The 21,154-nt window shown below is 72.3% G+C and carries 23 protein-coding genes, 1 tRNA gene, 1 pseudogene and 1 riboswitch; of the genes and pseudogenes, 16 read left to right on the top strand and 9 right to left on the bottom strand.

The window, feature by feature from the left end; genetic code table 11:
• Window positions 1-417: 417 nt before the first annotated feature.
• Window positions 418-1,047 (bottom strand): DNA-directed RNA polymerase subunit beta, encoded by a 630-nt coding sequence (locus OE229_RS00760; RefSeq protein ID WP_182066812.1) that lies wholly within the window; start codon window positions 1,045-1,047, stop codon window positions 418-420.
• Window positions 1,048-1,174: 127 nt separating this feature from the next.
• Between OE229_RS00760 and OE229_RS00765 the strand changes: the two genes are divergently transcribed.
• The 4 genes from OE229_RS00765 (at window position 1,175) to OE229_RS00780 (ending at window position 2,918) form a co-directional block, all read left to right on the top strand.
• A complete protein-coding gene (locus OE229_RS00765; RefSeq protein ID WP_017888098.1) occupies window positions 1,175-1,336 on the top strand; it encodes a hypothetical protein in 162 nt (53 codons plus the stop codon).
• Between the two features lie 53 nt (window positions 1,337-1,389).
• Window positions 1,390-1,462 (top strand) — tRNA-Lys (locus tag OE229_RS00770).
• A 122-nt stretch (window positions 1,463-1,584) separates the two neighbouring features.
• The gene (locus tag OE229_RS00775) at window positions 1,585-2,421 is read left to right on the top strand and encodes an SGNH/GDSL hydrolase family protein (protein WP_182066581.1); all 837 of its coding nucleotides are present in this window, start codon (window positions 1,585-1,587) and stop codon (window positions 2,419-2,421) included.
• Window positions 2,422-2,597: 176 nt separating this feature from the next.
• Window positions 2,598-2,918: a hypothetical protein gene (locus tag OE229_RS00780; protein WP_027466636.1), complete on the top strand. Its 321-nt coding sequence runs from the start codon at window positions 2,598-2,600 to the stop codon at window positions 2,916-2,918.
• An 87-nt stretch (window positions 2,919-3,005) separates the two neighbouring features.
• Here the strand turns inward: OE229_RS00780 and OE229_RS00785 are convergent, their stop codons facing one another.
• Window positions 3,006-3,938 (bottom strand): aldose 1-epimerase family protein, encoded by a 933-nt coding sequence (locus OE229_RS00785; RefSeq protein WP_262139275.1) that lies wholly within the window; start codon window positions 3,936-3,938, stop codon window positions 3,006-3,008.
• Window positions 3,935-4,789 (bottom strand): DeoR/GlpR family DNA-binding transcription regulator, encoded by an 855-nt coding sequence (locus OE229_RS00790; protein ID WP_262139277.1) that lies wholly within the window; start codon window positions 4,787-4,789, stop codon window positions 3,935-3,937. The genes OE229_RS00785 and OE229_RS00790 overlap by 4 nt, the downstream gene beginning before the upstream one ends.
• A 64-nt stretch (window positions 4,790-4,853) precedes the next feature.
• Between OE229_RS00790 and galT the strand changes: the two genes are divergently transcribed.
• Both galT and galK read left to right on the top strand, forming a co-directional pair.
• Window positions 4,854-5,951, top strand: coding sequence for a galactose-1-phosphate uridylyltransferase (gene galT / locus OE229_RS00795; RefSeq protein ID WP_027466639.1), 1,098 nt, complete (start codon window positions 4,854-4,856; stop codon window positions 5,949-5,951).
• Complete coding sequence (gene galK, locus OE229_RS00800) at window positions 5,948-7,087, top strand: galactokinase (protein ID WP_262139279.1); 1,140 nt, start codon at window positions 5,948-5,950, stop codon at window positions 7,085-7,087. The genes galT and galK overlap by 4 nt, the downstream gene beginning before the upstream one ends.
• Window positions 7,088-7,241: 154 nt before the next feature.
• Here galK and OE229_RS00805 read toward each other — a convergent pair whose 3' ends face one another.
• The 3 genes from OE229_RS00805 to glyA form a co-directional block, all read right to left on the bottom strand.
• Complete coding sequence (locus OE229_RS00805; protein ID WP_262139281.1) at window positions 7,242-7,691, bottom strand: hypothetical protein; 450 nt, start codon at window positions 7,689-7,691, stop codon at window positions 7,242-7,244.
• A 145-nt stretch (window positions 7,692-7,836) separates the two neighbouring features.
• A complete protein-coding gene (locus OE229_RS00810; protein ID WP_262139283.1) occupies window positions 7,837-8,772 on the bottom strand; it encodes a tetrahydrofolate dehydrogenase/cyclohydrolase catalytic domain-containing protein in 936 nt (311 codons plus the stop codon).
• Window positions 8,769-10,046 carry a serine hydroxymethyltransferase gene (gene glyA / locus OE229_RS00815; protein WP_262140069.1) on the bottom strand — a complete coding sequence of 426 codons (1,278 nt, stop codon included), beginning with the start codon at window positions 10,044-10,046 and terminating at the stop codon, window positions 8,769-8,771. The genes OE229_RS00810 and glyA overlap by 4 nt, the downstream gene beginning before the upstream one ends.
• A gap of 96 nt (window positions 10,047-10,142) precedes the next feature.
• Window positions 10,143-10,227: riboswitch (ZMP/ZTP riboswitch) on the bottom strand.
• A gap of 38 nt (window positions 10,228-10,265) precedes the next feature.
• On the opposite strand from glyA, the gene clpS reads away from it, so the two are divergent.
• Window positions 10,266-10,571 carry an ATP-dependent Clp protease adapter ClpS gene (gene clpS / locus OE229_RS00820; protein WP_262139285.1) on the top strand — a complete coding sequence of 102 codons (306 nt, stop codon included), beginning with the start codon at window positions 10,266-10,268 and terminating at the stop codon, window positions 10,569-10,571.
• Window positions 10,568-11,041, top strand: coding sequence for a DUF2017 domain-containing protein (locus OE229_RS00825; RefSeq protein ID WP_262139286.1), 474 nt, complete (start codon window positions 10,568-10,570; stop codon window positions 11,039-11,041). The genes clpS and OE229_RS00825 overlap by 4 nt, the downstream gene beginning before the upstream one ends.
• A 43-nt stretch (window positions 11,042-11,084) precedes the next feature.
• On the opposite strand, the gene OE229_RS00830 is transcribed toward OE229_RS00825, so the two are convergent.
• Window positions 11,085-11,957: an NAD(P)H-binding protein gene (locus OE229_RS00830; protein WP_262139287.1), complete on the bottom strand. Its 873-nt coding sequence runs from the start codon at window positions 11,955-11,957 to the stop codon at window positions 11,085-11,087.
• A gap of 74 nt (window positions 11,958-12,031) precedes the next feature.
• On the opposite strand from OE229_RS00830, the gene OE229_RS00835 reads away from it, so the two are divergent.
• The 7 genes and pseudogenes from OE229_RS00835 (at window position 12,032) to nagA (ending at window position 16,980) form a co-directional block, all read left to right on the top strand.
• Window positions 12,032-12,493, top strand: a complete 462-nt coding sequence (locus OE229_RS00835) for a MarR family winged helix-turn-helix transcriptional regulator (RefSeq protein ID WP_262139289.1) — start codon at window positions 12,032-12,034, stop codon at window positions 12,491-12,493.
• Window positions 12,494-12,549: 56 nt separating this feature from the next.
• Window positions 12,550-12,984 (top strand): MarR family winged helix-turn-helix transcriptional regulator, encoded by a 435-nt coding sequence (locus tag OE229_RS00840; protein WP_262139291.1) that lies wholly within the window; start codon window positions 12,550-12,552, stop codon window positions 12,982-12,984.
• Between the two features lie 114 nt (window positions 12,985-13,098).
• Window positions 13,099-14,145: an MFS transporter gene (locus tag OE229_RS00845; protein ID WP_263344878.1), complete on the top strand. Its 1,047-nt coding sequence runs from the start codon at window positions 13,099-13,101 to the stop codon at window positions 14,143-14,145.
• 17 nt (window positions 14,146-14,162) lie between these two features.
• Window positions 14,163-14,450 carry a hypothetical protein gene (locus OE229_RS00850; protein WP_263344880.1) on the top strand — a complete coding sequence of 96 codons (288 nt, stop codon included), beginning with the start codon at window positions 14,163-14,165 and terminating at the stop codon, window positions 14,448-14,450.
• Window positions 14,451-14,541: 91 nt separating this feature from the next.
• The gene (gene purU / locus OE229_RS00855; RefSeq protein ID WP_194654544.1) at window positions 14,542-15,402 is read left to right on the top strand and encodes a formyltetrahydrofolate deformylase; all 861 of its coding nucleotides are present in this window, start codon (window positions 14,542-14,544) and stop codon (window positions 15,400-15,402) included.
• 8 nt (window positions 15,403-15,410) lie between these two features.
• The gene (locus tag OE229_RS00860; protein WP_182066594.1) at window positions 15,411-15,818 is read left to right on the top strand and encodes a YrdB family protein; all 408 of its coding nucleotides are present in this window, start codon (window positions 15,411-15,413) and stop codon (window positions 15,816-15,818) included.
• Window positions 15,815-16,980: pseudogene (gene nagA, locus OE229_RS00865) on the top strand (N-acetylglucosamine-6-phosphate deacetylase). Before OE229_RS00860 ends, nagA begins: the two are co-directional and overlap by 4 nt.
• Window positions 16,981-17,013: 33 nt before the next feature.
• On the opposite strand, the gene OE229_RS00875 reads toward nagA, so the two are convergent.
• Window positions 17,014-19,470, bottom strand: coding sequence for a GH92 family glycosyl hydrolase (locus tag OE229_RS00875; protein WP_262139296.1), 2,457 nt, complete (start codon window positions 19,468-19,470; stop codon window positions 17,014-17,016).
• A 101-nt stretch (window positions 19,471-19,571) separates the two neighbouring features.
• Complete coding sequence (locus tag OE229_RS00880; RefSeq protein ID WP_262139297.1) at window positions 19,572-20,462, bottom strand: SDR family NAD(P)-dependent oxidoreductase; 891 nt, start codon at window positions 20,460-20,462, stop codon at window positions 19,572-19,574.
• A 77-nt stretch (window positions 20,463-20,539) separates the two neighbouring features.
• Here OE229_RS00880 and OE229_RS00885 point away from each other — a divergent pair, with 77 nt between their 5' ends.
• Window positions 20,540-21,112 carry a TetR/AcrR family transcriptional regulator gene (locus OE229_RS00885; RefSeq protein WP_262139299.1) on the top strand — a complete coding sequence of 191 codons (573 nt, stop codon included), beginning with the start codon at window positions 20,540-20,542 and terminating at the stop codon, window positions 21,110-21,112.
• Window positions 21,113-21,154: the final 42 nt, after the last annotated feature.

The following is a 21,154-nucleotide window of genomic DNA, read 5'->3' on the forward strand; positions in this document are numbered from 1 at the left end:
CCGGGTCACACCGGGCCTCTCGCTTCGTGACGGGCATTCCGTCCGTCACGCAGATGATTCGGCGCGGTCCCCGCTGTGGATTGGATGGGGGTCGAGATTCCTCGGCGGGATGGGCGCGGCGCGCCGACGAAGGTGCGCGCGCGGGCACGCCCGGGTCCGGTTCTGTCCACCATGAGTGAACAGGGTCGAGTGCTCAGCCGACGTCTCGTAGACTTGGTCTCGCCGGGCCGCAGCAAGCCCCGGGCTCCAAAATTCGCCGCTTCGAGCGGCCTCGCGCCGAGAGGCGCTTCTGCGGCCCGGTCTTTCCATGCCCGGATCCGTTCCGGTCTTCTGCTGCGCGGCCCTCGGCCTGGCGCGCCATCGCGCTGCTGCGCGGCCCTGCCTGGAGGCCCGGTGCGGGTCCGTCCCGCCGCTCGCTCAGTCCAGGCTGTCGCGGCGCCAGAGCGCCGCCGCCTCGGTCAGGTCGGCCGCCAGCTCCGTCAGGCGGAGCGCCCGCGTCGTGAGTTCGCTCGCGCGTTCGGACGCCACCAGGTCGGACTCGTCCGCCACGGCGGTCGCGCCGGCGGCGGTCAGACGGCAGAACGACGCCCCGCGGTCGAGCGCCACCGCGAGGTCGCCCGTGTACAGACCGTGCAGGATGCGGTCGGCGAGCGTCAGGATCTCGGCCGGGCCCGTCGGCTCCTCGACACCCGCGACCGCCTGGTCGATCGTGCCGATCTGCGCCGTGCCCCGCTCGAACAGGTACGCAATCTCCTCCGGGTTCTGCCGGATCACGATGCGCACCAGGTACACCCGCCAGAGCGCCCCCGGCAGGGTGTGCGCCCCGACCCGCGCCCACAGTTCCGCGATGGCGTCGATGCCGTGCACGTCGGTGTAGGTGACGAGCCGCTCGACCACGGCCGGGTCCGGGTCCTCGCGCACCCGGTGCAGCAGGGCGTTCGCGGTCTCGTGCGCGACACGGTTCACCAGCGCCGGGTCCTCACCGCCCTGGATGGCGGCGAACTCGGCGTCGGTGAAGTGGACGGGACGGTGGTGATCGCGAGGCACCGCAGCAGTGTAGGCGCGGCCGGTGACACGCCCGCGTCCCGTTCGCCCAGAACGCAACGGCTGTGCCACGCGTACCGTGTTGCGGCAGGGAGGCGCTCCTCCCTGCACGTGAAGGAGAGGATCCCCCATGAACGCCCTGCTCATCATCCTGGCTGTGATCGCAGTCATCCTGCTGTTCGTCGGTGGGTTCGCCGCGAGCCTGAAGTTCCTGCTCTACGTCGGCATCGTGCTGCTGATCATCGCGGTCATCGCGTGGCTGCTGCGGACGCTCACCGGACGCCGGGGCTGACCCGAACCGACGGTTCCGCTCCCGAGGCCCTCACCCGCTAGCCTTGCGGGTGAGGGCCTCTAGCTCAGTTGGTAGAGCACCGGACTTTTAATCCGAGGGTCGTGGGTTCGAGCCCCACGGGGCCCACACCTTCCTGAACGCCGGCTTTTCATCCGAGGGTCGTGGGTTCGAGCCCCACGGGGCCCACACCGTGGTCAGGACCGCCTGCCTCCCAGTCTCGCTTCGCACTCTTGTCTAGAATGCGACGGATGGGCCGACGATCGCAGCGCGAGCGGCCGGGCACCCCCACCGGCCCGGCGACGATGCGCCGACGCCGCCGGAAGCTGGTGCCGGCACTCGCCCTCGGGGCGATGGCACTCGGGGTCTCCGGACTCCTGCTGATCCTGCCGAGCGTCTCGAGTGCCTGCCAGCCGGTGTCCTCGTCGACCTCGGCCTCGGCCGTCGCTGCCCCCGGCGTCTCGGCCGACCGCGTCGCCGCGGCGATCGAGCCCGGGTCACGCGTCCTGATCGTGGGTGACTCGTACACCTCGGGTCGGGGCTCGGCCAGCGGACTCCGCGGTTGGGCGCAGGACCTCAGCGAGGACCGTGGGTGGACGGCCAAGATCGACGGGTACCCGGGCACGGGCTACGTCGACACCGGTCGGACCGGTTCGTCGCACTACACGTACGGGCCCCGCATCGAGCGGCACGCTTCGTTCGACCCCCAACTCGTGATCGTGCAGGGCAGCCAGAACGACTGGCTCGTCGACGCGGACACCCTCCGCGCCACGGTGGAGCGGACCCTCCGCACGGCGCAGCAGACCTGGCCGGACGCCGTCGTGGTCGCGCTCGGCCCGTCAGCACCGCTCCCGTGGGCGAACTCGACCGTCGGCGTCGCCGCGTCGGTCTCCGCGGGGGCCGCCGCCGCCGGCGTGCCCTACATCGACGCCCTCGCCGGCAGGTGGTTCACGTCGAGCAACAGTCCGGGGTACTCCGCCGTCGACGGCGGCCACCCGAACGACGCCGGTTACCAGTACCTGGCGGACCGCGTCAGCGAATCCCTCGATGCCCTCGCCGCACCCGTCGGCAGCGCCCGTTGCGTCTGAGCGAGATCACCCAGTCCTGAACGGGGTACAACCCGTCCCCAGCGGGCTCATGGCAGATCCCCTGCCCACCACAGCCCGCCCTCAGCGGATTGTTGGCCTGCCGCCGATAGTGTCGTTCCCGGATCCGATCACCGGATCCTGCAGCACAGCACCACCACGAACGAACGGGGTACACCGTGATCGAGCCCATCGAGGCCACGCAGACCAGCACCACCGGTGACGCGCGCCGCATCGTCGAGCTCGCAGCAGCGACCAACACGACGATGAGCAACGAGCTCCTGCTCGACACGCTCCGCCGCAACGCCCAGGTCACGACCCGCCACATCCGCAAGGACTTCATCGAGGTCGCGACGGCCACCGCCGTGCTCGGCTACGTCTGCCGGCAGCGCAAGGACTTCATCGCGCTCCGTGGCGACGACCCGGCGTGGGCGCACGAGGTCGGCCGGTACGCGACCGAGTCCCTCGCGGTCGAGGCACTCCGGATGCGCCGCGGCTGACGCCCGGCGTCCGACACGAACGCAGAAGGCCCCGCCGGACACCCGGCGGGGCCTTCCTCGTGTCAGCGGTGGCGCCGACCGGAGTCCTCAGGACCAGACGCGGCGGATCCCCCACGAACCGGTCCAGGTCTCGTCCGGCTCGAGCCAGCGCAGGCCCTCGCCCGAGTTCAGGGCGTTGGCGGGTGCCGTCATCGGTTCGACCGCGATGGCCAGGCCCTTCCCGTCGCCGCGCGGGTACTCGCGCGACGTGAAGACCTGCACGTAGGGGAACGAGGCGTCCTGCCAGAGCTCCACACCGTCGCCCTCGGGCCCGTGCATCGTCGTGCGGCGGATCCCGTCTGCGTCGGGGGTGACGTCCGTGTAGGCGGTGTCGAGGTCCGAGTCCCCGGCACGTCGCCCCTGGCGCAGGTCGTACGGCGTCCCCTCGACCGGCACCGAACCGTTCGGGACCTTCTGCTCGTCGACGGTGAAGGCGGTCGCGGCGTCGAGCGTGACGACCAGGTCGTCGGCGGGGGTGTCACCGGCACGCAGGTACGGGTGTGCGCCGACGGCGAAGGGTGCGCGGACGCCCGAGCGGTTCGTGACCTCGTGCGTGACGCGGATGCCGTCGTCGACGAGTTCGTGCAGCACGCGCGTCTCGAGGGTGAAGGGCCATCCGTGCTGCGGGTGGATCGTCGCTTCTTGCTGGATCGACGTCTCGGTCTGGGAGACGACCCGGTACGGGGCGAACCGCAGCAGTCCGTGCGAGGCGTTGCCGTACTTCGGCTCCGAGACGTCGAGCTGCTGCCGCTTGCCGTCGAGCTCCCACACACCGCCGGCGACGCGGTTCGGCCAGGGCGCGAGGACGATCCCGTTCGCCCCCGGCGGCTGCTCGGTCACGGGGAACGGCTCGGTGATGTCGAAGCCGGCGACGCGGAGTTCGCGGATGCCCGCGGCGACCTCGGTGACCACGGCTTCGACGACCCCGTCGGGCCCGGCGTGGTGGAGGCGGTACTGCCCACCCGTGGGTGCTGCGGTCATGGGGTGTTCTTCCTTCCGGTTGGTTCGGTGTGCTGCTCGCCGTCGGCGACGATCACCTGGGCCCCGGCCGCCCGGATCGTGGCGACCGCGGCGGCGTCGGCCTCGGCGGTGACGACGACGTCGATGTCCTCGAGCGCGCGGACGACCCCGATGTGGGCCCGGCCGAACTTCGACCCGTCCGCGACCACGACGGTACGCCGGGCCGTCCCCGCGAGCATCCGCTTGGCCTCGGTCTCGGGCAGGTTCACGTTCGTCAGGCCGTGGTCGACGTCGAGGCCGGTGCCACCGAGGAACACGAGGTCGGCGGCGATCATCGGCAGGACCGCGCCGTTGAAGGGCGCGACGAGCGAGTGCTGCAGGGGCCGGAGGGTGCCGCCGGTGACGATCACGGTGAAGCGCGGGACGGCTCGCTCGAGCGCGAGCGCCGTGGTGAGGGAGTTCGTGACGACGGTGACGCCGGTGAGCTCGGTGCGCGCCACGAGGGCCTCGGCGACGGCGGCCGGCGTGGTGCCGACGTCGAGGACGACGCACTCCCCCGGGCGCACCAGCGCAGCGGCCGCACGGCCGATGGCGGCCTTGGCCACCTGGTGCTCGACGGCGGTCTCCTCGAAGGGGCGCTCGGTGGACCCGGCCCCGAGGCGGACCGCACCCCCGTGCACCCGGCGGATCCGGGCCTCCTGGTCGAGGACGGCGAGGTCCTGGCGGACCGTCACCTCGCTGGTGCCGAGGGACGCGGCCAACGCGGCCGTCCGGACCATCCCGGGGGCGCCGTCGACGATCGCGACGATGCGGTCCTGCCGCAGGGGCGCGGGCAGCGCGCCGGCGAGGAACGAGAGGTCGGCGTCCGTCATGGGGACAGTTTCACTTGCTTCCGATGCCTTTCGCAACGCTTCGTACGGGCGCTAGGCTGTTCCGGTGATCACCAAGCGCGTGACGAAGCTCGCGGACGGCCGCGACCTCTTCTACTTCGACGACGCCGACTCGACGCTGCCCGCAGAACGCAGCATCGACGAGCGCGTGCTCGACCCGCGGCCCGAGACGGCGCGGATGCGGCAGGACGTCCTGACGGGCGAGTGGGTGTCGATCGCAGCGTCCCGCCAGAACCGGGTGTTCCTGCCGCCGGCCGACCAGGATCCGCTCGCACCCCAGAGCCCGGCCAACCCGTCCGAGATCCCGAGCCGCTACGACGTCGCCGTGTTCGAGAACCGCTCGCCGTCGTTCGGCCCGCTGCTCGAAGCCGACGACGCTCCCGAGTCGCTCGAGTCCCTGAGCGACGTCGGCCTGAACCGGCAGCTCCGCTCGGTCGGCCGGTGCGAGGTCGTGTGCTTCTCGCCCGAGACCTCCGGGTCCTTCGCCTCCATCTCCGAGTCGCGCGCCCGCACCGTCGTCGAGGCCTGGGCGGATCGCACCGCCGCGCTCTCGGCGATGCCGGGCATCCAGCAGGTGTTCCCCTTCGAGAACCGGGGTGAGGCGATCGGCGTCACGCTGCACCACCCGCACGGGCAGATCTACTCGTACCCGTACATCACGCCGCGGACCCAGCGCCTGCTCGCGAGCATCGAGCGGTTCGGCCCGGACCTGTTCGAGCAGCACCTCGCGAACGAGCGGGGTTCCGAGCGGGTCGTCCTCGCTGGCGAGCACTTCACCGCCTTCGTCCCGTTCGCCGCGCGCTGGCCCATCGAGATCCACATGCTGCCGCACCGCCACGTCCCCGACTTCGCCGGCCTGACCGACGCCGAGAAGGACGAGCTGGCCCACATGCACCTCCGGCTCACGCGTGGGCTCGACGCGCTCTACGGCGACCCGACCCCGTACATCGCCGCGTGGCACCAGGCCCCGGTGCACACCGCCCGGGACACCGTGCGGCTGATGCTGCAGATCACCTCGCCGCGACGTGCGGCGGACAAGTTGAAGTTCCTGGCCGGCAGCGAAGCCGCCATGGGTGCCTGGATCGGGGACCTCGTTCCCGAGAAGGCGGCCGAGTTCATCCGACAGGGAGTCGAGCGCGCATGACGTTCCAGCAGGTCTACGGGTACGAGCCGACGGTGCGGTACTCCGCCCCGGGTCGCGTCAACCTGATCGGTGAGCACACCGACTACAACGACGGCTACGTGCTGCCCTTCGCGATCGACCGTCGCACCACCGCGTCCATCGCGCAGCGCGACGACCGGACCATCCGCGTCGCCTCCGCCTTCGACCCCGCGAGCGAGCCGGTGGCGCTGTCCCTCGACGACCTGTCGCCGGAGGCCATGGACGGCTGGTCGGCCTACGTCTTCGGCATCGCCTGGGCCCTGCGCGAGCAGGCCGGAGCCGATCTGGGCGACAAGACCGGCTTCGACGTCTTCATCGAGTCCGACGTGCCGGTCGGTGCGGGTCTGTCGTCCAGTGCCGCGATCGAGTGCGGTGTCGCGCTGGCGTTCAACGACCTGTGGGAACTCGGCCTCGACCGGAAGACCCTGGCGCGCGTCGGGCAGTACTCGGAGAACCACGCCGTCGGTGCCCCCACCGGGATCATGGACCAGTCCGCCTCGCTGCTCGGCGAGCAGGACGCCGTCGTGTTCCTCGATTGCCGCACGCTCGACACCGCTGTCGTCGACCTGGCGCTCGAGGCGAACGGGCTCGAGGTCCTGGTCATCGACACCCGCGTCGAGCACGCCCACGCGACCGGTGGCTACGCGGCTCGTCGGGCGTCGTGCGAGAAGGGTGCGCAGGTGCTCGGTGTCGAGGCCCTGCGTGACGTCAGCGTCGAGGACCTGCCGCGTGCGCAGGAGCTCCTGGACGACGAGACCTTCCGCCGTGTGCGGCACATCGTGACCGAGGACCAGCGCGTCCTCGACACCGTCCGCACGCTGCGCGAAGAGGGCCCGCGGGCGATCGGTTCGCTGCTCGTCGCGTCGCACGAGTCGATGCGCGACGACTTCGAGATCTCCGTGCCGGAGCTCGACCTCGCCGTCGCGACGGCCGTCGCGCACGGCGCGGTCGGTGCACGCATGACCGGCGGCGGCTTCGGCGGCGCGGCGATCGCGTTGGTCGACCGGGAGGCCCGTACCGGCATCGCCGCGGCCGTCACCGCCGCCTTCGCCGATGCCGGGTACCGCGAACCGACCGTCTTCACGGTGCACGCCGCGCAGGGCGCCCGGCGCGACTAACGGGCGCGGCGCTCGGTCGGCCGCTCGCCCGCTCGTCCGCTCGCCCGCTCGTCGTTTCGCGCGCAGCGACAGTTCACGCCGCAATCAGCCCGTGGACTGTCGCTCAGCGCGAGAGAACGGCAGCACCCCGACGGCCCGCCGCGCCCCCGCCTGCTCAGCCGAGGTAGTCCGCGTACCGGACGTGCTCCACGACGTTCCCGAGCACGAACGGGTGCGTCCGCCCGTGCTCCACGGCCCACTCCACCCACGCGGTCTGTGCCGGCATGAGCAACCACACCAGGGCGGTGGTCCCGAGCACGGCGGCCAGGGTCAGGCCCATCACGGTGTGCTCGTCGAACCGGGCTGCACCGCGGCGGGCGATCGCCACGACGAACCCGGCGACCGCGAACCCCGCCGTCGCGAGCGTCCATCCGGACCAGGGCTCCGACGTGAACGTGTACTCCTGGCCGGCGTGCACGAAGGTCGTCGCCCAGGTCGACCCCGGAGCCTGGAACAGCACGCAGAGCACCACGATGACGATCAGCCACCGGGCGTCCTTGGTCAGTTGCGACGGCTCGGGCCTGGCTCGCATCACCGGCGTCGTCTGCAGTCGTTCGTCCCCCATGCCGCGACCGTAGCACCGGCGGGGCGCACTTCGTGAGCAGCAAGGGTCGGGTGCGATGACGCCACCCGACCATTGCTGCTCACCATCGACACGCGACCGGCACGACCGCTCAACGTGGGCGCACCGCCGCGCACGATCGCCCGCGCTACGACAGCTGGCGCTCGGCGGCCTCGACGACGTTCTTCATGAGCATCGCGCGGGTCATCGGCCCGACGCCACCGGGGGTCGGCGACAGGAAGCCCGCGACCGACGCGACCGCGGGGTCGACGTCGCCGTGCAACTTCGCCTTGCCGGTCTCCTCGTTGACCACGCGGGTGATGCCCACGTCGATGACGGCGGCACCGCGCTGGACCCAGTCGGGCTTGACGAGCCCGGCGACCCCGGCCGCGGCGACGATGATGTCGGCGCGACGGCACTCCGCGGCGACGTCGGCGGTCAGCGAGTGCGTCAGGGTCGCGGTGGCCTCGAGCCGCGTGAGCAGCAGGCCGAGCGGCCGTCCGACGGTCAGCCCCTGCCCGATGATCGTGACGTGCGCACCACGGATCGGGATCTCGTACGCATCGAGCATCGCGACGATGCCCCGCGGGGTGCACGGCAGCGGTGCGTCGATCGTGCCGGCACCACCGGGCACGGCGAGCACCAGCTCACCGAGGTTCGTCGGGTGCAGGCCGTCGGCGTCCTTCGCCGGGTCCATCAGCTCGAGCATCGGCGTCGGGTCGATGCCCTGCGGCAGCGGGAGCTGCACGATGAACGCGGTGACCCGGGGGTCGTCGTTCATCTGCAGGATCGCGGCCCGGATGTCGGCAGCGGACGCCGTCTCGGGAAGGTCGATGCGGTGCGAGTCGAGCCCGATCGACGCCGAGTCGCGGTGCTTGCCCGCGACGTAGGACATCGAGCCGGGGTTCGAGCCGACCATGATCGTGCCGAGGCCCGGACGGATGCCGTGCTCGTGCAGGCGGTCGATCCGGCCCCGGAGTTCGTCGAGCGTCCGGGCGGCGAGGGCGGTGCCGTCGATGCGGACGGCACTGCCTTCACCGGCCCAGAGCTCGCGCGGGAGCGCCGCGCTGACCGAACCGCTCACGCGTAGAGCGGGAACGCGTCGGTCAGGGCCTTCACCCGGGCCGAGAGCGCTTCGATGTCCGGGTTCGGCATGAGGGTCAGCGCGATGATGTCCGCCACCTCGGTGAACTCGGCGTCGCCGAAACCGCGGGTCGCCAGCGCCGAGGTGCCGATGCGGACACCCGAGGTGACCATCGGCGGGCGCGGGTCGAACGGCACGGAGTTGCGGTTCACGGTGATGCCGACCTCGTGCAGCAGGTCTTCGGCCTGCTTGCCGTCGACCTCGGACTCGCGCAGGTCGACGAGCACCAGGTGCACGTCGGTGCCGCCGGTCAGGACGTCGATGCCGGCGCCCTTCGCGTCGGCCTGGGTGAGCCGGTCGGCCAGCGCCTTCGCACCGCGGAGCGTGCGCTCCTGGCGGTCCTTGAACTCCGGCGTCGCGGCGAGCAGGAACGCGGTGGCCTTCGCGGCGATCACGTGCATGAGCGGACCGCCCTGCTGGCCCGGGAAGACCGCGGAGTTCAGCTTCTTGAAGAGCGACTCGTCGTTGGACAGGATGATGCCCGAGCGGGGACCGGCGAGCGTCTTGTGCACCGTCGAGGAGACGACGTGAGCGTGCGGCAGGGGCGACGGGTGCAGGCCCGCGGCGACGAGGCCGGCGAAGTGCGCCATGTCCACCCAGAGCGTCGCGCCGACCTCGTCCGCGATCTCGCGGAACTTCGCGAAGTCGAGCTGGCGCGGGTAGGCCGACCAGCCGGCGATCAGGACCTTCGGCTGGTGCTCGATCGCCTTCGCGCGGATGTCGTCGTAGTCGACCTCGAACGTCTCCGGGTCGACGCCGTACGACACGGCTTTGTAGATGCGGCCGGAGAAGTTGAGCTTCATGCCGTGGGTCAGGTGACCGCCGTGGGCGAGCTCGAGGCCGAGGATGGTGTCGCCGGCGGAGGCGATGGCGTGCAGGACCGCGGCGTTCGCGCTGGCGCCGGAGTGCGGCTGGACGTTGGCGTACTCGGCACCGAAGAGCGCCTTCGCGCGGTCGATGGCGAGCTGCTCGGCGATGTCGACGTACTCGCAGCCGCCGTAGTAGCGCTTGCCCGGGTAGCCCTCGGCGTACTTGTTGGTGAGCACGGAGCCCTGCGACTCGAGCACGGCGCGCGGCACGAAGTTCTCGGACGCGATCATCTCGAGGGTGTCGCGCTGCCGGCCGAGCTCCTGCTGCAGGACGGCGGCGATCTCGGGGTCGACCTCGGTGAGCGGGGCGTTGAAGGCGGCACGGGCGGCGGCCTGCTCGGCCACCTCGGCCGAGTCGGAGACGAACGGGGGCAGATCGGCAATGGACACGGGACTCCTACGGTGTGCGGACGACCAGCTGGTCGCACTCGGACGGTCGGTCGGTGCAGCCCAGGCGTACGGCCGCGCACCGTGTCTTTGTCGCTCCCCGATGGTGACCCATCCAACGCCAGTCGCGACCTGACGATCGTACCGAGCCACCGCACCCTGTGTCACCCTGGATGCATGACGCTGCTCTCGCCCGACGTGGACGAACGGACCACCACGGAGGAACGGACCAGTGCGCGGGCGGACACCCCGTGGGTCACGGTGGTGTGGGACGACCCGGTGAACCTGATGTCGTACGTCACCTACGTGTTCCAGCGGCACTTCGGGTTCTCGCGCGAGCAGGCCGAGCGCCTCATGCACCGGGTGAACGACGACGGTCGGGCGATCGTGGCGTCGGGCCCGCGTGAGTCGATGGAGGCCCACGTGCAGTCCATGCACGGCTACGGGCTGCAGGCGACCGTCGACAAGGCCCCCGAAGCGTGATCCCGTTCGTCCGCCGCGCCGACGGCGTGCACCTCGGCCTGTCCTCCGGCGAGCGCGAGCTGCTTGCCTCGCTCACCGAGCAGCTCCGGCAGGTGCTCGACGGCGACCTGTCGGCGGACCCGGTCGCCGAGCGGATGTTCCCGGACGCCTACCCGGGTGACGACGAGGCGAGCGTGGAGTTCCGGAAGTACACGCAGTCCGACCTGCTCATGCAGAAGACGACGAACGTCTCGATCGTGCACGACTGGCTGACGGGTACCCGCGACGGTTCGCTCGACGTCGAGGACGAGCAGGCGTGGCTCCGCACCCTCACCGACCTGCGGCTGACGATCGCCGACCGGCTCGGGATCGAGGACGCCGACGACGAGGAGCGCTCCGTCGAGGCCGACGCGGGCGTCGGCCTGCGCGACGTCTACGACTGGCTCGGCTCCGTGCAGGAGCACCTGGTCCTCACGCTCACGTCGCGCTGACGGTCCGCGGCCTGGAGGCCCGGATCACCTCCGGCGCGGTGGGTCACCCCAGCAGGTCGTCGCGGTGGGCTCGCGCCCAGTCGGCCAGGCTCCGGGGTGCGGTGCCGGTGATGCGCAGGACGTCGTCGCTCATGACGTCGACGCCGTCGAGGCCGCGGCGCACGACCCGGCCGAACTGCTGCCGGAGCCCCTCGGCCTGCCACGCGGGCACGCCGCTCAGGCGCAGCGCGCCGGCGTAGACCCGGCTCGGCAGGTGCAGGGGGCGCACGGGTCGGCCGAGCCCTGCGGCGAGCGCGGCGGCGACACCTCGCGCGTCGAGCAGGTCCGGCCCGGTGAGCACCGGCTCGGTGCCGTCGTGGCCGTCCTCCGTCAGCACCCGGGCGGCGGTCCGGGCGATGTCCTCGGTGTCGATCCAGCCGATCACCCCGCGGCCCGTGGTGTGCGGGAACCACCCCCGTCGGATCGCCGGCGCCGAGGGCTGCACGTTCGTCATGAACGACGAGGGGTGCAGGATCGTCCACGCCAGTCCGCTCGCGCGCACCTGCCGGTCGATGTGCCAGGCGGCGCTCGCCCACGACATCGGGGAGTGCTCGGCGGCGTCCCCGCCGGACAGCTGCACGATCCGACCGACCCCGGCCCGCTGCGCCGCACGGACCCCGGTGGCGCCCTGCTCGCGCTGCCGCTGACTGACCGGGGTCACGAGGAAGAACCGGTCGACCCCGTCGAGCGCCGCGGCGAGCGCGTCCTCGTCGTCCAGGTCGGCCAGGCGGCCGTCGATGCCCCGGGCCCGGAGCGCGTCGACCTGTTCGGGCCGACGGACCACGGCACGCACCGTCACCCCGGCCGCCCGCAGCAGCTCCGCCGTCTTGCCCCCGACGTCCCCGGTCACGCCGGTGACCGCCACGATCTCGCCCATCTCTGCTCCCGTCCCAGTGACCCATTCCGGTATCAGTTTCCTGATACCAGAACGTACGCCGGTACGATCACCCCGTGCCCCAGGAACTCCCAGCCCCGCGCGACGACGTCGACGTCGACGGCATCGTGGCGTGGACGGTGATCCGGGCCGCACGGACGCTCTCCCGCCGACTCGCGGCCGAGCTGGCACCACTCGGGTTGACGCCCGTCGAGTTCGGGGCGCTCATCCAGCTCGCGGTGGCCGGGGAGCGCAGCCAGGCCGACCTGGCGCGGGCGGTCGGCGTCCGACCGCAGAGCATGACGACGCTCATCGGGGGGCTCGCGACGCGGGGACTCGTGGAGCGGGGCGCCGCACCAGGCCGGGGACGGGCCTCCCGGATGCGGCTGACCGACCAGGGCGAGGCGCTGCTGGCACGCGCGCACCCGATCGTCCGGGCGAGCAACGCGTGGTTCGGCGACGGTGCGGAACCGATCTCGGCGATCCTGCTCCCGTTGCTCGAGCCGGACACGGGCGATGACGGTTCCGCCGTTCCGTGACCGATATCAGAAGGCAAACTTGCAAGGTGAGCTGGTGACGGACTAGCCTCCGGGACGTGACCGACGCACCGGAGACCGACCCGACCGGCCTGGCCGACGCCGTGCTGACGATGCACGGACGACTGCGGCGGTCGTTGCTGGCCTCGAAGTCGGACGACGTCACGGCGTCGCAGACCGCCGCTCTCGGGCGCCTGCTGCGGTACGGGCCGGCCACCATCGCCGACCTGGCCCGAGCCGAGGGGGTCCGACCGCAGTCGATGGGCGCGACCGTCCAGGCCCTGGTCGACCTCGGCCTGGCCGAGCGGCAGCCCGACCCGACCGACGGCCGGCGGTCGATCGTCAGCGCGACGGCGGCCGGTCGGGACGCCCGCCAGGCCGCCTGGGCCGCGCGGAACCGCGAGCTCACCGAGCGACTCGCGACCCTGCCCGAGGCGGACCGTCGCGTCGTCGCGCGGGCTATGGACCTGCTCGGGCCGATCGTCGACCCCTGACCCGCGCACCCCGCTCCCAGTCCTGCAACCGGAAGAAGCGTTCTCACGTCCACCACCACCACGATCCCCGACACGACCACGGGCAGCGGCTTCGGCCCGAAGCTCCTCATCCCGGTGCTCGTCGGGCCCCTGCTCAACCCGATCAACACCACGATGGTGTCGGTCGCCCTCACCCCGATCTCCCGCGACCTGGGCATCGGTGCGGCGCAGGCGATCTGGCTCGTCGCGGCGCTGTACCTGGCGAGTGCGATCGCGCAGCCCACGATGGGCAAGCTCGCCGACCGGTTCGGCCCGAAGAAGGTGTTCCTGACCGGGCTCGTCATCGTCGGCGTCGCCGGGGTGGTGCCCGAGGTCCTGACCGGGTTCGGCGGTGCGGTGTTCGCCCGGGTGCTCATCGGCATCGGGACGTCGTCGGCGTACCCGGCGGCGCTCACCACGCTCCGGCAGCACTCCGCCCGGATCAGGAAGCCGACGCCACCGCTCGTGCTCGGGGCGCTGTCGATCACGTCGCTCGTGTCCGCCGCCGCCGGCCCACCGCTCGGCGGGGCGCTCATCGCCGCGTTCGGCTGGCACGCGATCTTCCTGGTGAACGTGCCGCTCGCGGTGTTCGGCATCGTCGTGGCGACGCTCTGGCTGCCGTCCGACCGGCTGCGCCCGCGCGACGACGCCGCCCTGCCGGTGCTGCAGGCGCTCGACCCGCTCGGCATGGTGCTGATGACCGGGACCGTCTCGGCGCTGCTCGTCTTCCTGCTCGACCTGTCCGCCGGGCTGTGGTGGCTGCTCGCGGTGGCCGTCGTGCTGCTCGTCGCCCTGGTGGCGTGGGAGCTGCGGGCCGTGCGACCGTTCGTCGACGTGCGGCTGCTCGCCCGGAACGGCGCGTTGTCCCGCACGTACGGCCGCCTGTTCCTGACGTACCTGCTCGCCTACACGATGACCTACGGGTTCTCGCAGTGGGTGCAGGACGTCGCGGGCTACCCGAGCGACGTCGCCGGGTACATCCAGCTGCCGGCCGCGATCGTCGCCGGGGTGGCCTCGTTCGTGGTCGCACGCAAGACCGCGGTCCGCGGGCCGCTCGTCGTCGCCGCGCTGGTGCCGATCGTCGGCGGTGTGCTCGGCTGCTCTTCCTGCACACCGGGTCACCCGTCGTCCTGCTCGCGCTGACCCCGGCACTGTTCGGGGTGCCGCAGGCCCTCGCGTCGGTGTCGAACCAGGCGGCGCTGTACCGGCTCGTCCCCGCGGAGTACATCGGCACCGCGGCCGGGCTGTCCCGCACCGCGGTGTACATCGGGGCGATCGCGGCGTCCTCGCTCATCGGCGGTGTGTTCGGCCAGGCCCCGACGACGCCGGACCTGCACGTGTTGGCGTGGGTGATCCTCGGCGTCGCGGTGCTCCTGACCGTGCTGACCCTGGCCGACCGTCGCCTGCGGGACGCCGACGCCGGGAGCGCCACCGTCACCGCCGCCTGACGCTTCGTGAGCAGGAACGGTCGAGTCGCCGCTGCCCACTCGACCATCCCTGCTCACGAAGCACGTCCCCCGCGGCCGGTACCCTGATCCGGTGACCGACCCGACCCCCACGCACTGGACCCTGACGCTCGTCTGCGACGACCAGCCCGGGATCGTGCACGCCGTCTCCGGAGCGATCGTCGCCGCCCAGGGCAACATCACCGAGTCGCAGCAGTTCTCCAGCGCCGACACGAACACGTTCTTCATGCGCCTGCAGGTGATGGCGCCGGTGGACCGTGCCGCCTTCGAGGCAGCGCTCGCCCCCGTCGCCGCCCGCTACGACGCCCGCGTCCAGCTCGACGTCGTCGGTCGTCCGCTGCGCACCCTCGTGCTCGTGTCGAAGGCGGGCCACTGCCTGAACGACCTGCTCTACCGGCAGCGCGGCGGACAGCTGCCGATCGAGGTCCCCCTCGTGCTGTCCAACCACGCGGACCTGTCCGAGCTCGCCGCGTTCTACTCCGTGCCGTTCGAGCACCGTCCGGTCAGCGACGCCGAGTCGAAGGAGCAGATGGAGCGGCGCGTGCTGCAGGCGGTGGAGGAGCACGACATCGAGCTCGTGGTCCTCGCCCGCTACATGCAGATCCTGTCACCCGAGCTCTGCGCGGCACTCGAGGGCCGTGCCGTGAACATCCACCACTCGTTCCTGCCCGGCTTCAAGGGCGCGAACCCCTACCGGCAGGCGCACGCCCGCGGGGTGAAGCTCATCGGCGCGACCGCGCACTTCGTGACGAGCGACCTCGACGAGGGCCCGATCATCGAGCAGAACGTCGTCCGCGTCGACCACACCAAGGAACCGGCCGAACTGGTGTCCATCGGGCAGGACGAGGAGTCCCGCACGCTCACCCAGGCGGTGCGCTGGATCGCGGAGGACCGCGTCCTGCTCGACGGCGCCCGCACCATCATCTTCAAGTAGGCAGCACCATGACCAACGCCCCGCAGTCCCCCGTCGACTGGGAATCGGTCCCCGACCCGGCCGCCGCCCGGCAGCCGCGACGGCGGTTCGAGGCCTGGATGGTCCTGCGGATCGCCGTGATGGTGTTCGGCCTGCTGTCCCTGGCCTTCTGGGGCTACTGGTCGTGGCAGCTCCCGCTCCCCGGCTACCTGTTCATGGTCGGGGCTCCCCTGTTCGCCGCGGTCGTCTGGTACTTCTTCCGGTCGCCGCGCTCCCCGATCGAGACCGACATCGTCGGCAAGACCATCGTCGAGGTCGCGCTGGTCGTCGCCGCAGGCGCGACCTGGATCTCCATCGGCCACCCGGTCGTCGGGATCGTCTTCATCGTGATCGCCGCCCTGAGCGGCGTGATCGCGTTCCGCAAGGAGACGGCATGAGCACCACGGGCCTCCAGACCGGCCAGGAGGCCCAGCGCACGCTGGTCCGCGCAGCCCGCGTCGTCGACGCGACCGGCACCACGGCCGACGGCTGGGTCCTGGTCGTCGGCGACACGATCCACGCGACCGGCTCCGGCCCCGAGGCCCCCGCGGCCGACCGGGTCGTCGACCTGGGCGACGCGGTCCTGACGCCCGGATTCGTGGACCTGCACGGGCACGGTGGGGCCACCGAGGCGTACGAGGACGACTCGTTCGACCGTTCGCTCGCCATGCACCGTTCGCACGGCACGACCCGCTCCGTCCTGTCGCTCGTCGCGAACCCGGTCCCGGCACTCGCGGCGTCGCTGGACCGCGTCCGCGCCGTGATGGCGACCGACCCGCTCGTGCTCGGCGTGCACCTGGAGGGACCGTTCCTGTCCCCGCACAACAAGGGTGCGCACAACGAGTCGTTCCTGATCGACCCGACGCCCGCCGCGGTCGACGCCCTGCTCGGAGCGGGCGAGGGTGTCATCCGCCAGGTCACGATCGCGCCCGAGCTGCCCGGAGCCCTCGACGCCGTCCGCCGCTTCGTCGACGCCGGCGTCACGGTCGCCGTCGGCCACACCGTCGGCACGTACGACCAGGCCCGTGCCGCGTTCGACGCCGGCGCGACGATCCTGACCCACGCCTGCAACGCGATGCCCGGGCTGCACCACCGGGCACCGGGGCCGATCGGCGCTGCCGTGGCGGACGACCGCGTGACGCTCGAGCTCATCCTGGACGCCGTGCACGTGCACCCGGTGTGGCGGACACGCTCTTCCGGGCGACGCCGGGTCGTGTGGCGCTGATCACCGATGCGATGGGGGCCGCTGGCGCTGCGGACGGCTCCTACCGGCTCGGGTCGCTGGACGTCACGGTGACCGACGGGGTCGCGCACGTCGCGGGGACGGAGACCATCGCGGGGTCGACGCTGACGCAGGACGTGGCGCTCCGCAACGCGGTCTCGCTGGCCGGGCGGACCCTGCCCGAGGCCGTCGCCGCGCTGACGAGCGTGCCGGCCGGAACGCTCGGACTCGGCGACCGCCTGGGTCGGCTCGCGCCGGGGTTCGCCGCCGACCTGGTGGCGCTGTCGCCGTCGCTCGAGGTGCAGCGCGTGTGGGGCGGCGGGCGCGAGTTGCGCTGAGGAACGGCGCCACGCGCTCGGGTTGACCCAGACTCACCGGTCGACCGGGCGCCCCCGCTCGCCGCTCGCCCACGACGTGTCCGCCGTGTCCCCAACCCGGAGCGACAGCGTGCCGCCGCGCGTCACGAACGACGCCGGCACCCACGACCGCTCGTGTGTCCACCCGTTCAATCGGGCGCCCTGCACGTACGGCTCGGTCCCCGAGGACCGGATGACGATGCGCTGGCCACTGGAGCGCCGGATGTCGACCGTGCTGAACGTCGGGCTGCCGATGAGCATGTCGGCACGACCGGGCGTCTGCGGGAACAGGCCGATCGAGGCGAAGACGTACCAGGCGCTCATCGTGCCGAGGTCGTCGTTGCCCGGCAGCCCGCCGGGGCCGGTCGAGTAGGCGTCGTCCACGACCTGCCGCACGGTCTCCTGCGTCTTCCAGGGCTTGCCGAGCGCGTTGTACATCCACGGCGTGTGGATGTCGGGCTCGTTCGTCGGGTCGAACTTCGTGGCGTCGCCACCGGTCACCGCGAACGCACCAGTGCTGTCGTGGAAGAAGTCGTCGAGCCGAGCGGTCGCTGCGTCGTCACCGCCGAGCGCGGTCGACAGCCCCTGCACGTCCTGCGGCACGAGCCAGGTGTACTGCGCGCTGGTGCCCTGCGCGAACCCGGTCCCCGTCGACGGCGACCAGCCCGGCGTCCACGAACCGTCGGCCTGCCGAGCGGCCTGGTGTCCGACCGCGGCATTGAAGGTGTTCTTCCAGTACGTCCCCCGCTCCGCGAACATCCGGGCGTCGGAGCGGAGTCCGAGGGAACCCGCCCAGTACCCGAGGGCACTGTCGGAGATCGAGTCCTCGAGGGTCTCGGCGGCCCCACCCCAGCAGGAGCAGTCGTCGTTCGCCGCGTACTGCCGCTCCAGGTACTCGTCGAGTGCGGGCCGCTGCGCCAGGCACTGCCCCGGGCACCCGATGTCGCTCTCGGCGTCGGTGTTCTCGACCGTCGCCTGGCGCTTCAGGGAGGCGTAGGCGGCCCGGACGTCGAAGTTCCGGACGCCCATGGCGTACCAGGTGGCGAGCGTCGCGGCCGAGGGATCGCCGGTCATCACGTGCGTCGGCGCTCCGAGGTGCAGCCACCGGTCCCACACCCCGCCGTTCTGCTCGGCGAACCGCAGCATCGACTGCGCCATGTCCCCGGCGACGTCCGGCCGCAGCAGGGCCAGCAGCTGGATCTGCGCCCGGTACTGGTCCCACCCGGAGTACGTGCCGTAGACGGCCCGGTGTCCGCGGTCCATCCGGTGCACCCGCAGGTCGGGCCCGAGGTAGCGCCCGTCGCGGTCGTTCAGCGTGTTCGGCTGCATGAGTGCGTGGTACACGGACGTGTACAGCTGGGTGGTCCGGTCCGCCGTGCCGCCACCGACGCGCAGGCGCGACAGTTCACGGTTCCAGGAGGCCCGTGTGCCGGCCGCCACGGTGGCGACGGTCGAGCGCTTCGTCACCTCGCCGTCACGGTTGGCGACCGCTCCGGCCGCGCTCACGTACGAGATCCCGATACGCGCGGTGACGGTCGCGCCGCGACGCGCGTCGAACCCGACCCACGCACCGGAGCCGCGTCCGGCGCGGTCGGCGCCGGTCAGGTAGCCCTCCCCGCCAGAGGAGGACGTGCCTCCAGGCTGGACCGTGCCGTCCTTCCAGGTGCCGGTGCTCGCGAACGCCGTGTCGAAGGTCGCGGTGAAGTAGAGGCGGTAGTAGCTGCGGCGGTCCGGGTTGGTGGCGCCGCCGCCGTTCGCGCGACGGCTGCAGAAGCCGCCGGTCAGGACGCTGCCGCTGACCGTGCGGGTGCGCGGGTCGACCCGGGTGGTCGCGGCCTCGCTGCCGTTGATCGAGTTCGAGGTGCGGAAGAGCAGGTTCGCGTCCTCGCCGGCCGGGAACGTGAACGCGCCGATGCCGGCACGGGTCGTCACGGCCAGGTCGGTGCGGACACCGTTGTCGAGCGTGACGCCGTAGCGGCCGGGGCTCGCGGACTCCTGACCGTGGGAGTACCCGGCGGCGTAGACGGCGTCCTTCGAGTCGGCCGACGGCGAGGTCGTGACGGGGGTCGTGACGGGCATGATCGGCACGTCGCCGGCAGCCCCGGGAGCACACCCGGCACCGTTCAGGTGCGTCAGGCTGAAGCCGCGCAGCCGGTCCACGTCGTACGAGTAGCCGTTCGCGACCGGGGTCGAGGTCTGGTCGCCCGCGGTGCCCGTGGGGCTCCACTGCATCATCCCGAACGGGGCGGTGGCGCCGGGCCAGGTGTTGCCGTCACCGCTCGTGCCGATGAACGGGTCGACGTACCGCGCCGGGTCGGCGACGGTCCTCCCCGCGGGCGCTGCATCCGCCGAGGGCGAGGCGACCGCCGGAGCGGCGACCATCCCCGTCCCCAGCAGCGCGGCGATCGTGGCCACCGCGGCGAGCGGGAGCGGACGGACGAGCGGGCGACGGTGCACGCGAGATCGGTTCACGTCCGTGACGCTAGCCCCCTCGGACGGGGGACGCCGCCCGCGTCACCGAGCGCTCTCCCGCTGTTCACGTCGGGTTCGGCGACGGGCCCGGCCCCGCCCGGTCAGACGACGGTACGCGCGGCGACCTCGTCGACGAAGGTGCGGACCCGCTGCCGGAACACCGGGTCGGCGGCGGCCCCGCGGACGGGCACGACGTGCAGCCGCCGGTCCCCCCGGCGCAGCGCCGGCCCCACGAACACCCCCTCGGCGACGTCCGGCGCGGTGGCCGACCAGAGCGTCGAGCGAGCGCCGTCCTCCGCGGTCCGCGCCATGCTGCGGGCGATCACGCCGCCGAGGCGCTGCGTGAGGGTCTCGGCCTGGTCGTTCATCCCCGTCGCCGCGATGCCGGGGTGTGCGATGACCGAGCGGACGTCCGAGCCGGCCGCGCGGAGCCGCTCACCGAGGTCGACCGCGAGCGCCGTCGCCGCCGTCTTCGAGTCGGTGTACGCGGCGAGCTGGGAGTAGTCGCTCGGATCGTCCACCCCGCCCGGTGCGGGCACGCGGCGGGTGCGCTGCGACAGGTTCGACCCGACGAGGACGACCCGGGGCGACGGTCCGCCGAGCACCGGGAGCATCGCGTCGGCGAGCACGGCCGGGCCGACGACGTTGGTGGCCCAGGTGCGCTCGATGCCCTCGTCGGTCAGCCCGAACGCGCCCAGCGTCGCGCCGGCGTTGTTGACGAGGGCGTCCACGACGATGCCGTCCGCCACGAGCTGCCGGGCGAATGCCGTGACCGAAGCGACCGACGCGGTGTCGACGACCCGCGCCTCCAGGCCGACGGGCAGGACGCGAGCCGCCTTGTCGGGGTTGCGGACCGCCGCGATGACGCGCGCTCCGACAGCAGCGAGCCGGGTCGCGACCACCAGCCCGAGCCCGCCGGTCGCGCCGGTGACCACCACGGTCCGGCCGTGCTGGTCGGGCATCGCTGACGGTTCCCACTCGAAGGTGTCCATGCTCGTCTCCTGCTCACTCGTCGTCTGGACTCGGATGATCCATCCGGAACGCTAGCACAAGCGGATAGAGTGTCCGTATGACGATCGCGATGGCCCGACCCGAAGCGCTGCGCTCCGATGCGCAGCGCAACCGGACCGCGCTGCTCGACGTCGCCCGGTCGTACCTTGAGCGGGGCGAGCAGCCGCTCCTCAACGCCGTCGCGCACGAGGCCGGTGTGGGTGTCGGGACCGCCTACCGGCACTTCCCGTCGCAGCAGCACCTGCTCGAGGCGCTCGCGATCGACGCGCTCGAGGACATGCTCGACCTCGTCCGTGTCGCCGTCGCACTGCCCCACGCGGCGGACGCGCTCCGGGGGGTCGTGACGGCTGCGTTCCGGAGCATGGTCGACGATGCCGCCCTCGGCGACCTGCTGACGAACGGCGGGTTCTCGTGCGCCGACACCGCGGCGCTCGCTGGCGACCTGGTCGAGTCCGTCGACGCGCTGCTCGCGCGGGCGCGGGCCGAGGGGCTCGTGCGTGCGGACGTCGACGCGGACGACCTGCGACGGCTGCTGTGCGGGATGCGGGCGGCCGCCGTGGCGGGTGGCTCCCGGGTGCACGACCCCGAGCGCTACGTCGAGGTGCTGCTGGCGGGCCTCCGCCCGGCCTGACCACCACCCTCGCGCCCCGCGTGCCTCGCTGTCAGGATGGGC

The organism is Curtobacterium poinsettiae (assembly GCF_025677645.1).
In the GTDB taxonomy this organism is placed as follows: domain Bacteria; phylum Actinomycetota; class Actinomycetes; order Actinomycetales; family Microbacteriaceae; genus Curtobacterium; species Curtobacterium poinsettiae_A.

Excerpts from the sequence above, each read along its gene's own strand:
- OE229_RS00765 (WP_017888098.1), top strand. The coding sequence starts at position 1,175 with ATGAACGCCCTGCTCATCATCCTGGCTGTGATCGCAGTCATCCTGCTG.
- clpS (WP_262139285.1), top strand. The coding sequence starts at position 10,266 with ATGACGCTGCTCTCGCCCGACGTGGACGAACGGACCACCACGGAGGAA.
- galK (WP_262139279.1), top strand. The coding sequence starts at position 5,948 with ATGACGTTCCAGCAGGTCTACGGGTACGAGCCGACGGTGCGGTACTCC.
- OE229_RS00885 (WP_262139299.1), top strand. The coding sequence starts at position 20,540 with ATGACGATCGCGATGGCCCGACCCGAAGCGCTGCGCTCCGATGCGCAG.
- OE229_RS00880 (WP_262139297.1), bottom strand. The coding sequence starts at position 20,462 with ATGGACACCTTCGAGTGGGAACCGTCAGCGATGCCCGACCAGCACGGC.
- OE229_RS00785 (WP_262139275.1), bottom strand. The coding sequence starts at position 3,938 with ATGACCGCAGCACCCACGGGTGGGCAGTACCGCCTCCACCACGCCGGG.
- OE229_RS00775 (WP_182066581.1), top strand. The coding sequence starts at position 1,585 with ATGGGCCGACGATCGCAGCGCGAGCGGCCGGGCACCCCCACCGGCCCG.
- OE229_RS00805 (WP_262139281.1), bottom strand. The coding sequence starts at position 7,691 with ATGGGGGACGAACGACTGCAGACGACGCCGGTGATGCGAGCCAGGCCC.
- OE229_RS00860 (WP_182066594.1), top strand. The coding sequence starts at position 15,411 with ATGACCAACGCCCCGCAGTCCCCCGTCGACTGGGAATCGGTCCCCGAC.
- OE229_RS00830 (WP_262139287.1), bottom strand. The coding sequence starts at position 11,957 with ATGGGCGAGATCGTGGCGGTCACCGGCGTGACCGGGGACGTCGGGGGC.
- OE229_RS00790 (WP_262139277.1), bottom strand. The coding sequence starts at position 4,789 with ATGACGGACGCCGACCTCTCGTTCCTCGCCGGCGCGCTGCCCGCGCCC.